This window comes from Halopseudomonas nanhaiensis (assembly GCF_020025155.1).
In the GTDB taxonomy this organism is placed as follows: Bacteria; Pseudomonadota; Gammaproteobacteria; order Pseudomonadales; family Pseudomonadaceae; genus Halopseudomonas; species Halopseudomonas nanhaiensis.
On the sequence record NZ_CP073751.1, the window covers coordinates 3,178,586 to 3,190,966 of the forward strand.

Consider the following 12,381-nt stretch of genomic DNA (forward strand, 5'->3'; position numbering starts at 1 on the left):
TGGTGTTTTAGCGGGCGGACAGCACCGCTTCGATCATGCGCACCGCATCGACCGTTTCGGCGACATCGTGCACGCGAATAATTCTAGCCCCTTTGGCAACGGCCAGCGCTGCCAGGGCGACGCTACCGTACAGACGCTCGTTCACTGGACGGTCCAGGACCTGGCCAATCATGCTCTTGCGTGACACGCCCACGAGAATCGGTAATCCCGCAGGCTGCAGCCTCTCCAGCTCGGCGAACAGCTGCAGATTGTGATCGAGGGATTTACCGAAACCGAAGCCCGGGTCGAGTACGATGCGAGAACGGTCAATACCTGCCGTTTCGCACGCCACTACCCGAGACGCGAGGAACGCGCTGACTTCATCGAGTACCGAAGCGTAAACGGGCGCCTGCTGCATTGTCTCGGGTTCGCCCTGCATGTGCATTAGACACACAGGCAGACCGGAGTCTGCGGCAGCGAGGAGCGCACCGGATCGGCGCAGCGCCCGAACGTCGTTGATGAATCCGGCGCCGACCGCCGCGGCCTCGGTCATCACCTGCGCGGTACTGGTATCGACCGATATGACAACGTCCAGACGGCTTGCGACGGCTTCGACCACCGGCACGACCCGGTCGAGTTCCTCCTGTACCGAGACAGCCGCAGCGCCAGGACGCGTCGACTCGCCGCCCACGTCGACCATGGTTGCACCCGCAAGACACATGCGCTCGGCATGCTTTAGCGCCTCGTCAAGCCGACCATAACGGCCGCCATCGGAGAACGAATCAGGGGTAACGTTGAGGATGCCCATGACATGGGCTCTGGAAAGATCAAGCTCCCGACTGCCACACGGCAACCGGGAGCTTGCTAGGCGGGACTGCATTTGTATCAGTGCTCTCCGGCTGGCCCGCCGATGACGCCACCGTCCGAGGGCTTATCGCGGCCTGGCCGCGGCTCGTCAGCAGGATCCTCCGACTCCACCGGCGCGCTCGGACCCTGCCGGTCGTCGCCGCTCCATCCCTTCGGCTCGCGAGGCGGCCTGCCGGACATGATGTCATTGATCTGCTCGGTGTCGATGGTTTCATACTTCATCAACGCCTCGGCCATCAGATCGAGCTTGTCACGGTTTTCTTCCAGCAGCCGACGCGCGGTGGCGTAGCAGTCATCGATGATGCTGCGCACTTCCTGGTCAATCATCTTCGCCGTTTCGCCGGATATGTTGCCATTCTGGCCGCCGCCAGCGCGACCCAGGTAGCCCTCATTCTCATCTTCGCCATACATCAGCGGACCGAGCTTTTCGGACAGACCCCACTTGGTCACCATGTTCCGCGCAAGCTGAGTCGCCCGCTGGATGTCGTTCGACGCGCCGGTCGTTACACCCTCGAATCCCAGCGTCATCTCTTCGGCGATACGGCCTCCGAACAGCGAACAGATCTGACTGTTCAGCGCACGCTTGGACAAGCTGTAGCGATCCTCCTCGGGGAGGAACATGGTGACACCCAGCGCACGGCCGCGCGGGATGATCGACACCTTGTAGACCGGGTCGTGCTCGGGCACGAGCCGACCGACGATCGCATGCCCCGACTCGTGATAGGCCGTATTGAGCTTCTCCTTGTCCGACATGACCATGGATTTGCGCTCGGCGCCCATCATGATCTTGTCCTTGGCCATCTCGAATTCGTTCATCTCGACAAGGCGCTTGCCGGCGCGGGCAGCAAACAATGACGCCTCATTGACGAGGTTCGCCAGATCTGCACCGGAGAAGCCAGGCGTCCCGCGAGCGATATTGCCAGGCACCACATCGTCACCCAACGGCACCTTGCGCATGTGCACCTTGAGGATCTGTTCCCGACCACGGATATCCGGCAGGCCGACCACAACCTGACGATCGAAGCGACCCGGACGCAGCAGGGCCGGATCAAGCACATCCGGACGGTTGGTTGCTGCGATAACGATGATGCCATCGTTCGCTTCGAAGCCGTCCATTTCGACAAGCAACTGGTTCAGAGTCTGTTCACGCTCGTCATGACCGCCGCCCATACCGGCGCCACGATGACGCCCGACCGCATCGATCTCATCGATGAAGATAATGCAGGGCGCGTGCTTCTTCGCCTGATCAAACATGTCGCGGACACGGCTTGCACCGACACCGACGAACATTTCCACGAAGTCAGAGCCGGAGATGGTGAAGAACGGAACCTTGGCCTCGCCCGCAACGGCCTTGGCGAGCAAGGTCTTACCGGTACCGGGCTGACCCACCATCAGTACACCACGGGGAATATGACCACCCAGGCGCTGAAACTTGCCGGGATCGCGCAGGAAGTCGACCAGTTCGCTGACTTCCTCCTTGGCCTCGTCGCAACCTGCCACATCGCCGAAAGTGGTTTTGACCTGATCTTCAGACAGCATGCGGGCCTTGCTTTTGCCGAAACTCATCGGACCGCCACGGCCACCGCCGCCGCCCTGCATCTGACGCATGAAGAACATGAAAATGGCGATGATGATCAGTATCGGGAAGCTGGCTATCAGCAACTGCGTCCAGATGCTCTGCTGCTCGGGCTGCTTGCCTTCGATGATCACTTCATTGTCGAGAAGATCGCCGATCAGGCCGCTATCCTGGATTGCAGGGCGGATCGTGGTGAAATTGGTACCGTCGCGACGCTTGCCAGTGATCTCGAAGCCGTCCACCGTGACGCGCTCAACCTGACGATCCTCGACCAGTTCAAGGAACTGGGTGTAGTTGAGAGTATTGGGCTCAGCGGGACTGCTGAAGTTGTTCATGACCGTGACCAGCACGGCGGCAATGATCAACCACAGAATGAGGTTCTTCGCCATGTCGTTCAAATTGCTACCCTCTTGCTTGGCCGCCTGGACGACTGAGCCTGACTGAAATCATAGAGATATGACACGTTCTACCTTACACGAGTTTCCACCCGGGCGGCAGATTCGCCTGTGTAACGCCCTGTGTCGCCGCTCTAACCCTTGAACCCGCGTGCCAGAAGATACGTCTCGCGCGATCGGTCCCGTGATGCACCCGGTTTGCGCGTCATCAACTTGTCGAACTGATCGCGCATCTGACGGAAATACTCGTCGAAGCCTTCGCCATGGAACACCTTGATCAGCAGATCCCCGCCAGGCCGTAGTGTTCGGGCCGCCATGTCCAGCGCCAGCTCACACAGGTACATGGCTCGGGGCTGATCTATCGCAGGCGTACCACTCATGTTGGGGGCCATATCCGAAATTACAAGGTCGACAGGCTGACCGTCGATCGCTGCCAGGATCGACTCGAACACGGCGTCTTCGGTGAAATCACCCTGAATGAAGGTGACGTCGGCAATGCTGTCCATAGGAAGAATGTCAGAGGCGATGATTCTGCCCTTTTCACCGATCAGGCGACTGGCAACCTGCGACCACCCGCCGGGCGCAGCACCAAGATCCAGCACGGTCATTCCCGGCCGCAGCAAACGGTCCTTTTCCTGAATTTCCAGCAGTTTGTAGCTGGCACGCGAACGATACCCGTCCTTCTGTGCCTGCTTGACGTAGGGATCGTCGAAATGTTCTTTCAGCCAGCCTTTGCTGGTCTTGGATCGAGCCACGGATTACCTCGTGCAGCGGACCTTGCCGCCGGTTAAACTAGTGCGATCACTCCATCGAACGGGAACGCATACAACCATTATGGCGCTCAGCTCCGAACAGAAGAAAGCCTACAAACGTATTGGCCATCACCTCAAACCAGTGGTGCTGGTCAGTGAACAGGGAACCAGCGAAGGCGTGCTGGCCGAGATTGAACGCGCGCTCAACGACCACGAACTGATCAAGATCCGGCTGAGCGTGGCTGACCGTGAGACCAAACAGGCGCTGATCGATGAGATCTGCGCGCAGAGCGGTGCCGAGCTGGTGCAGGTGATCGGCAAGATGGCAATCCTGCTGCGCCGCAACAAGAAGGCCAATCCCAACCTGTCAAATCTGGTCCGTTACAAGGATTTCTGATCGCCATCCGAACCGCCCGACCTACCGGGCGGTTTCATCCGGACGCGGCTGCAGAACCAGTACAAGGCCAGCAAAACACAGCAGCAGGAAGCTGAACATCGCCCAGTATTCCGCTTGGAACCACCAACCGGCCGCTAGATGTGCAGCTGCCGACGCCAGAACAAGCCCCAATACCTGACCCCGCGTATCCCGCCACCAACCGGATCCCAGCGCGCTCCAACAGATGATCCCCTGAAGCAGCGCACATATGGCTGCGAAGCTTGCCACCAGGGGACGCATGAAGGCGCCTATTTCCTCTACCAGAAACGGTGCCAGGCCGAAACGCTCCAGCGCGGGCAGCAGCACAAAATGCAGCATCCAGGCCCCGCCGACCCACAACGTCTGGGCCAGCTGCCAGGCTACCCGGCCGCTACGTACCGCAGGCAGCGGGGCAGAAGCCGTCACAGATGCCGAACCTCGACAACTTCGTATTCCACCACGCCACTGGGCGTGTGGACTGCCACAACATCACCCTCTTCCTTGCCGATCAGAGCGCGAGCGATCGGGGATGTAACGTTGATCTTGCCGACCTTGATATCCGCTTCATCCTCACCCACGATCTGGTAGACAACCGATTCGTCGGTATCGACATTGGCGATCTCGACGGTGGTACCGAAGATCACCTTGCCGGTGTGCGGAATAGCTGTGACATCAATTACCTGAGCGTTACCCAGACGCCCCTCGATGTCGCGAATGCGCGCCTCGACCATGCCCTGCTGCTCACGGGCCGCGTGGTACTCGGCGTTCTCCTTGAGATCGCCTAGCTCACGGGCTTCGGCGATCGCCTGGGTAATCTGCGGCCGCATGACCGTCTTCAGATGCTTGAGCTCGTCTTCGAGCGCCTGGGCGCCCTGCCTGGTCATTGGATATTTCATCATCAGATTCCTGCGTGCAGATCCTGAAGGCGGCGCACCGTCCGTTCAGGACCGAATTTCAGTGCCATGCAGATGGCCTGACCACCAGCGAGCGTGGTGGTCGAGTAGACCTTGTGCTGCAGCGCATTGCGACGAATCGAATAGGAGTCGGCAATCGACTGACGGCCTTCAGTGGTGTTGATCACCAACCGTACTTCATCGTTCTTGATCATATCGACGATGTGCGGACGCCCTTCGGTGACCTTGTTCACGCGCCGAACCTTGAGGCCCGCCGCCTCGATCACCCGAGCGGTGCCACTGGTAGCCACCACCTCGAAGCCCAATTCGATCAGGTCGCGTGCCACGTCAGCGACGAACGGCTTGTCATCTTCGCGAACGCTGAGGAAAGCATACCCCCCGCTGGGCAACACTTCCCCTGCACCCACCTGTGATTTGGCGAACGCCTCGGCGAAGCTGTCGCCGACACCCATGACCTCACCGGTAGATTTCATTTCCGGCCCAAGGATCGGATCCACACCCGGGAACTTGGCGAACGGGAATACCGCTTCCTTGACGCTGAAATACGGAGGGAGCACCTCGGCAGTAAAGCCGACTTCTTCCAGCGTCTTGCCGGCCATGACCCGCGCCGCAATCTTGGCCAGCGACTGGCCGATGCATTTCGACACGAACGGCACGGTACGCGAGGCGCGCGGGTTCACTTCAATCACGTAGATCGTCTCACCCTGCACGGCCATCTGTACGTTCATCAGGCCGACCACGCCGAGCTCGAGTGCCATCTTGCGCACCTGCTCACGGATTTCGTCCTGGATTGCCGCCGGCAGCGAATAGGGCGGCAGCGAACAGGCCGAGTCGCCGGAGTGCACCCCAGCCTGTTCGATGTGTTGCATGATCGCCCCGATCACAACGGTCTTGCCATCGGATACGGCGTCGATATCCACCTCGATCGCGCAATTGAGGAAGTGGTCGAGCAATACCGGACTGTCGTTCGATACCTTCACCGCATCGCGCAGGTAGCGTTTGAGCTCGTCTTCCTGATAAACGATCTCCATTGCCCGGCCGCCCAGAACATAGGACGGACGCACGACCAGCGGATACCCGATCTTGTTGGCCGCACGTACGGCCTCGTCTTCGCTGCGCACCGTGGCATTGGCCGGCTGGATCAGATTCAGTCGCTCGACCATCTGCTGGAAGCGCTCACGATCTTCCGCGCGGTCGATCGCCTCGGGACTGGTACCAATGATTGGCACGCCCGCTTCCTCCAGGGCGCGCGCCAGCTTCAGCGGAGTCTGACCGCCGTACTGTACGATGACGCCCTTGGGCTGTTCGACCCGCACGATTTCCAGCACGTCTTCCAACGTAACCGGCTCGAAATACAAGCGGTCGGAGGTGTCGTAGTCAGTGGATACGGTTTCCGGGTTGCAGTTGACCATGATGGTCTCGTAACCGTCTTCACGCATTGCCAGTGCGGCATGGACGCAGCAGTAGTCGAACTCGATGCCCTGACCGATCCGGTTCGGACCGCCGCCGAGCACCATGATCTTGTCACGGCCGCTCGGACTGGCCTCGCACTCTTCCTCGTAGGTCGAGTACATGTACGCCGTGTCGGTAGAAAATTCTGCAGAGCAAGTGTCCACGCGCTTGTACACCGGCAGCACGTTGAGCTTGTGCCGGTAACGGCGCAGGCTCTTTTCGCTGACTGCGAGCAGATGCGCCAGACGAGCGTCCGAGAAGCCCTTGCGCTTGAGGCGGTACATCAAGTCGTAGTCGATATCGCTGAGGCTGAGGGTCTTGACCCGCTGCTCATCCTTGATGATGTCTTCGATCTGCACCAGGAACCACGGATCGATACGGGTCAGGTCGAAAATCTGCTCCATGCTCATGCCAGCGCGGAATGCATCGCCGATATACCAGATCCGGTCGGCGCCCGGTACGGTGAGCTCACGGGTCAGCGTGGTCATCGCGTCGCTGGCGTCGAGCTCGACGCGGGAGTCGAAACCGCAGGCGCCGACCTCCAGTCCGCGCAGGGCCTTGTGCAGCGACTCCTGGAAGGTTCTGCCGATCGCCATGACTTCGCCCACCGACTTCATCTGGGTGGTCAGACGGGCATCGGCATTGGGGAATTTCTCGAAGGCGAAACGCGGGATCTTGGTCACGACGTAGTCGATCGCCGGCTCGAACGAGGCCGGGGTGCGCCCACCGGTGATGTCGTTGGACAACTCGTCCAGCGAGTAGCCGACCGCCAGCTTGGCGGCGATCTTGGCAATCGGGAAACCGGTAGCCTTGGACGCCAGGGCAGATGAACGCGACACGCGGGGGTTCATCTCGATGACCACCATGCGGCCGTCGACCGGATTGATGCCGAACTGGACGTTGGAACCACCGGTTTCAACGCCGATCTCACGCAGGACCGCCAGCGAGGCGTTCCGCATGATCTGGTATTCCTTGTCGGTCAGGGTCTGCGCCGGAGCCACGGTGATCGAGTCACCGGTATGCACACCCATGGGATCGAAATTCTCGATCGCGCAGACGATGATGCAGTTGTCCTTGCGATCGCGGACCACCTCCATCTCGTATTCCTTCCAACCAATCAGCGATTCGTCGATCAGCAGCTCCTTGGTCGGAGAAAGATCCAGACCCCGGGCGCAGATTTCCTCGAACTCCTCGCGGTTGTAGGCAATACCGCCGCCCGTGCCGCCCATTGTGAACGATGGACGAATGATGCACGGGAAGCCGACCTGGTCGAGCACGCCATAGGCTTCGCTCATGTCATGGGCGATGCCGGAGCGCGGGCACTCCAGCCCGATCGACTTCATGGCCTTGTCGAAACGCGAGCGGTCTTCGGCCTTGTCGATGGTGTCGGCGTTGGCGCCGATCATCTCGACATCATACTTGGCGAGCACACCATGGCGCTCCAGATCCAGCGCACAGTTCAGCGCGGTCTGGCCACCCATCGTCGGCAGTACCGCATCCGGACGTTCCTTCTCGATGATCTTGGCGACCGTCTGCCACTTGATCGGCTCGATGTAGGTGGCGTCGGCCATCGACGGGTCTGTCATGATGGTCGCCGGGTTCGAATTGACCAGGATGACACGGAAACCCTCTTCCTTGAGCGCTTTGCAGGCCTGAGCTCCGGAATAGTCGAACTCGCATGCCTGGCCAATGACGATAGGGCCGGCACCGAGGATCAGAATGCTTTGAATGTCTGTACGTTTTGGCATAGTCGTCTTGGAATCCTTGGTGGCTCAGCGGCGCTTGGCCATGGCGTCGATGAAACGATCGAACAGCGGGGCGACATCGTGCGGACCCGGGCTGGCTTCAGGATGACCCTGGAAGCTGAACGCAGGCTTGTCGATCAGCTCGATGCCCTGGAGGGTGCCATCGAATAGCGACTTGTGCGTTGCCCGCACGTTCGAAGGCAGGGTCGCCTCCTCCACCGCGAAGCCGTGGTTCTGACTGGTGATCATCACCTGTCCGGTTTTCATGTCCTGTACCGGATGGTTGGCACCATGGTGCCCGCTGGGCATCTTCACCGTACGTGCGCCTGCAGCCAGAGCGAGGAGCTGGTGGCCCAGGCAGATGCCGAAGATCGGCTTGTCGGTTTCCAGCAGCTCGCGAATGGCGCGGATCGCGTAGTCGCATGGCTCCGGATCGCCAGGACCGTTGGCGAGCAGAACGCCATCCGGGTTGAGTTCGAGCGCTTCACTGGCAGTCGACTGCGCCGGCAGGACGGTCACCCGGCAGCCGCGCGCGACGAGCATGCGCAGGATGTTGTACTTGATGCCGTAGTCGAAGGTCACCACGTGGTAGGGCAGATTCTCGGCGGCAATCTCATCGTGGCGATTGGTCTCGAGACACCAGACACTGGAACGCCACTCGTAGCGATCCTTGACGCTGACCTCCTTCGCCAGATCCATTCCCTTGAGCCCGGGGAACTCGCGGGCCAATTGCAAGGCGCGTTCTTCGGTGGCGTCTTCACCCGCAAGAATGCAGCCATTCTGCGCACCCTTCTCGCGCAGAATGCGCGTCAGCCGACGGGTATCAATACCGGCGATGGCGACCGTGCCATTGGCCTTGAGGTACTCCGACAGCGTCTGCTGCTTGCGCCAGTTACTGGCAACGAGCGGCAGATCACGAATGACCAGACCGGCTGCCCAGACCTTCCATGACTCGGCATCGTCTTCGGTGGTACCGGTGTTGCCGATGTGCGGATAGGTCAGCGTTACGATCTGACGAGCGTAGGAAGGATCGGTCAGGATCTCCTGATAACCGGTCATGGCCGTATTGAAGACGACCTCACCGACGGTGTGACCGTCGGCGCCGATGGCCTCGCCGCGGAAGATGCTACCGTCGGCGAGGGCGAGAATGGCTGGCTTGGACAAGAAAACCTCCGAAAGGCTGACACGCTTGGCTAAACGCGGGCTGCACAAAAGCGGGAATGAGGTGCTTGAGACACTTCATCCCGCTTCAAGGCATTGTCAAATGCGCTGGTGGAAAGATTAGCGCGGTAGTCTACCGGCTAGACCCGTAAATATCCACTGTGAGTCGCGCGGAAATCCGATAGAAGACCGCAGTTTGAGCGCTTGGTCGTATTTCAAAGTGTGCAGGAACTGTGATAAAACCGACATTGAAAAGGATTGCAGCTGCGGCGCGGTCGACTTTCCGCAGTGGCAGAACAACAACAACAATGTAGTTAGGGACATCACCATGAGAATGCACTTGAACCGCTTCCTCGTGCTCGCATTGCTGTGCATGGCGGCACCCTTCGCCCAGGCAGACCTGCAGCGGCTTCAGAACCTCCACGAATTTCGCAGCGAAGGCTATGTCGCGGCGACCTACATGCTGATCGACAACAACCTCTTTGAACGGGTACGCGAACCCGGCAATCGGGAAGCTTACAACAGCGCGCTGGCCAGCATGAACACGCTGCTGCGCCAGGCTGGCAGCCCGATGGAGCTGGAATATGCCTACGACGAGTTCGTCAGGCTGATCCGCCAGCTGGAAGGCATGACGGGCGAAGAGGCCCATTACAGCCTTGCGACAGTGAACCAGATCATGCAGGCCCACGGACGGATGGACAAGATCGCCGCTCAGCTCTACCTGGAGCTGTCGACCGAGGCCCCGGAAAAGCTCCTGGCGCTTCACCAGCAGAGCCTTGAAACCCATCAGATCCTGCTGCTGTATCAAAACAACATGTTCAGCTCGGTAGGCGTGTATTTCGTTGAGACAGGCGATGGCGTCTTCGCCGCAATGAACGACCGCATCGTCAGCCGCTCGGCACAGCTGCGTAGCCTGTTCCCCGATCTGGGCGGCACCTTCAACCAGCTGGACAAGCAATACAGCTTCATCCAGCCACGACTGCTGAACTATGCATCGGACTGGGTTCCGACCATCGCCGCCTTCTATCTGCTGCGCAACACCGAGACGCTCGACAACCTGGCCCGCGAGCAGGTTCTCGGCGCCAGCTGATCGCCCACAAAAAAGCCGGCGACGCGAAGAGCGCGTCGCCGGCTTTTTTACATCCCGCTTCTATCTCAGCGCCAATACATCCTGCATGTCGTAGAGCCCGCGCTCACGGTCTGCCAACCACAATGCCGAACGGACCGCGCCGCGCGCGAAGGTCATCCGGCTGGATGCCTTGTGAGTGATCTCTACCCGCTCACCCTCAGTAGCGAAAAGCACCGTGTGGTCACCCACCACGTCTCCAGCGCGAACCGTCGCAAAACCGATGGTCTGACGATCGCGCGCACCCGTCTGGCCTTCGCGCCCATAGACCGCAACCTGATTCAGATCACGCCCCAGCGCATCGGCGACCACTTCGCCCATGCGCAGCGCGGTACCGGACGGCGCGTCGACCTTGTGTCGATGATGCGCTTCAATAACTTCGATATCAGCATCATCGCCCATTACCCGAGCGGCCATGTCGAGCAACTTGAGGCACAGATTCACACCGATGCTGAAGTTCGGCGCAAACACGATGGGAATGTCTCGAGCCGCCTCGGCAATGAGCTGCTTCTGCGCCTCGGTGAATCCGGTTGTTCCGATGACCAGAGCCTTCCCGGCCTCGCGGCAGACGGCCAGATTGACCAGTGTGGTAGTCGGATGAGTGAAGTCGATGAGCACGTCGAACTGCTCGACGGCATCCTCGACACTGTCGGTGACAGGGATGCCCAGGCGACCGACGCCGGCGAGCTCCCCTGCATCAGCCCCCAGCAGGGAGCTTTCCGGGCGCTCGATGGCAGCGGCCAACACCGCGCCCTCGGCCTGACTGACGGCTTCGATCAGCGTCTTGCCCATGCGTCCGGCTGCACCGATTACGGCGATCCTTCTCATGTCTGCCCCGGTCAAAATTTCATGTCCTCGAAGAAGTTCTTCACCCCTTCGAACCAGCTCTTGGCCCGGGGCGACTGGTTGCTGCCTTCCACTTCGAGCGTCTCGCGCAACTCTTCAAGCAGCTCGCGCTGACGCTTGGTCAGGTTAACCGGCGTCTCGACAACCACACGGCAGAGCAAGTCCCCGGCGGAGCCACCGCGCACCGGCGTGACCCCTTTTCCACGAAGCCGGAACAGCTTCCCGGTCTGGGCGCCCTCCGGAATCTTCAGCTTAACCCGGCCATCGAGGGTCGGCACCTCCAGCTCGCCTCCCAGCGCAGCATCGGCGAAACTGATCGGCACTTCACAGTAAAGGTTCTTGCCATCGCGCTGGAATATCTTGTGCTCGCGCACCGACACCACGACATAAAGATCACCGGAGGGTCCGCCATTCACCCCGGCTTCGCCTTCGCCAGCCAGGCGAATGCGGTCGCCGGTATCAACGCCCGCCGGCACTTTCACCGACAACGTCTTCTGTTCTTCTACACGACCATGACCATGACAGTCATTGCACGGGTCGGCAATCATCTTGCCCGTGCCGTGACATCGAGGACAGGTCTGCTGTACGGAGAAAAACCCCTGCTGCATGCGCACCTGACCATGACCACCGCACGTGGTGCAGGTGACCGGCGCAGTACCCTTCTTTGCGCCACTGCCGTCGCAGGTCTTGCACGACACCAGGGTAGGCACCCGGATGGTGACCGAGGTGCCACGGACAGCTTCTTCCAGATCGAGCTCGAGCGTATACCGCAGATCGCTGCCGCGCTGGACACTCGAACGCCCGCGCCCACCCCCGGCGCCGCCGAAGATGTCGCCGAATACATCGCCGAAGATGTCCGAGAAATTCGCCCCGCCGAAACCGCCTGCACCACCCGCCCCCATGTTCGGATCGACGCCAGCATGCCCGTACTGATCATAGGCAGCCCGCTTGTTCGGGTCGGTCAGCACTTCGTAGGCCTCGTTGGCCTCCTTGAACTTGTCTTCCGCTTCCTTATCGTCCGGATTGCGGTCCGGATGAAATTTCATCGCCAGGCGCCGGTAGGCTTTCTTCAGCTCGGCATCGCTTGCGCCGCGCTCCACGCCCAGCACTTCATAATAATCACGCTTGGCCATCGTCTCGATTTCCTTCGCTT

At 60.3% G+C, this 12,381-nt stretch carries 11 protein-coding genes; 2 read left to right on the forward strand and 9 right to left on the reverse strand.

All coding sequences use genetic code 11. The features are described 5' to 3' along the window. Nucleotides 1-7 precede the first annotated feature (7 nt). The 3 genes from folP to rlmE form a co-directional block, all read right to left on the reverse strand. On the reverse strand, nucleotides 8-859 hold the full coding sequence (folP, locus tag KEM63_RS14570) for a dihydropteroate synthase (protein WP_223652902.1): 852 nt from the start codon (nucleotides 857-859) through the stop codon (nucleotides 8-10). Nucleotides 860-864: 5 nt separating this feature from the next. Then, on the reverse strand, nucleotides 865-2,811 hold the full coding sequence (gene ftsH, locus KEM63_RS14575) for an ATP-dependent zinc metalloprotease FtsH (protein WP_223655891.1): 1,947 nt from the start codon (nucleotides 2,809-2,811) through the stop codon (nucleotides 865-867). A gap of 140 nt (nucleotides 2,812-2,951) precedes the next feature. Beyond that, nucleotides 2,952-3,572 (reverse strand): 23S rRNA (uridine(2552)-2'-O)-methyltransferase RlmE, encoded by a 621-nt coding sequence (gene rlmE, locus KEM63_RS14580; RefSeq protein ID WP_223652904.1) that lies wholly within the window; start codon nucleotides 3,570-3,572, stop codon nucleotides 2,952-2,954. 79 nt (nucleotides 3,573-3,651) lie between these two features. On the opposite strand from rlmE, the gene yhbY reads away from it, so the two are divergent. Beyond that, nucleotides 3,652-3,966: a ribosome assembly RNA-binding protein YhbY gene (yhbY, locus tag KEM63_RS14585; RefSeq protein WP_223652906.1), complete on the forward strand. Its 315-nt coding sequence runs from the start codon at nucleotides 3,652-3,654 to the stop codon at nucleotides 3,964-3,966. Between the two features lie 21 nt (nucleotides 3,967-3,987). Here yhbY and KEM63_RS14590 read toward each other — a convergent pair whose 3' ends face one another. The 4 genes from KEM63_RS14590 to carA are packed head-to-tail and all read right to left on the reverse strand — an operon-like array spanning nucleotide 3,988 to nucleotide 9,259. Beyond that, nucleotides 3,988-4,410 carry a DUF4149 domain-containing protein gene (locus KEM63_RS14590; RefSeq protein WP_341481922.1) on the reverse strand — a complete coding sequence of 141 codons (423 nt, stop codon included), beginning with the start codon at nucleotides 4,408-4,410 and terminating at the stop codon, nucleotides 3,988-3,990. After that, nucleotides 4,407-4,883, reverse strand: a complete 477-nt coding sequence (gene greA / locus KEM63_RS14595; RefSeq protein WP_223652908.1) for a transcription elongation factor GreA — start codon at nucleotides 4,881-4,883, stop codon at nucleotides 4,407-4,409. The genes KEM63_RS14590 and greA overlap by 4 nt, the downstream gene beginning before the upstream one ends. Beyond that, nucleotides 4,883-8,098, reverse strand: coding sequence for a carbamoyl-phosphate synthase large subunit (carB, locus tag KEM63_RS14600; protein WP_223652910.1), 3,216 nt, complete (start codon nucleotides 8,096-8,098; stop codon nucleotides 4,883-4,885). The genes greA and carB overlap by 1 nt, the downstream gene beginning before the upstream one ends. Nucleotides 8,099-8,122: 24 nt before the next feature. Beyond that, a complete protein-coding gene (carA, locus tag KEM63_RS14605; RefSeq protein WP_223652912.1) occupies nucleotides 8,123-9,259 on the reverse strand; it encodes a glutamine-hydrolyzing carbamoyl-phosphate synthase small subunit in 1,137 nt (378 codons plus the stop codon). 325 nt (nucleotides 9,260-9,584) lie between these two features. Here carA and KEM63_RS14610 point away from each other — a divergent pair, with 325 nt between their 5' ends. Next, on the forward strand, nucleotides 9,585-10,346 hold the full coding sequence (locus tag KEM63_RS14610; RefSeq protein ID WP_223652914.1) for a hypothetical protein: 762 nt from the start codon (nucleotides 9,585-9,587) through the stop codon (nucleotides 10,344-10,346). A gap of 60 nt (nucleotides 10,347-10,406) precedes the next feature. Here the strand turns inward: KEM63_RS14610 and dapB are convergent, their stop codons facing one another. Both dapB and dnaJ read right to left on the reverse strand, forming a co-directional pair. Beyond that, nucleotides 10,407-11,210 carry a 4-hydroxy-tetrahydrodipicolinate reductase gene (dapB, locus tag KEM63_RS14615; protein WP_223652916.1) on the reverse strand — a complete coding sequence of 268 codons (804 nt, stop codon included), beginning with the start codon at nucleotides 11,208-11,210 and terminating at the stop codon, nucleotides 10,407-10,409. An 11-nt stretch (nucleotides 11,211-11,221) separates the two neighbouring features. Further along, nucleotides 11,222-12,361, reverse strand: a complete 1,140-nt coding sequence (dnaJ, locus tag KEM63_RS14620) for a molecular chaperone DnaJ (RefSeq protein WP_223652919.1) — start codon at nucleotides 12,359-12,361, stop codon at nucleotides 11,222-11,224. Nucleotides 12,362-12,381: the final 20 nt, after the last annotated feature.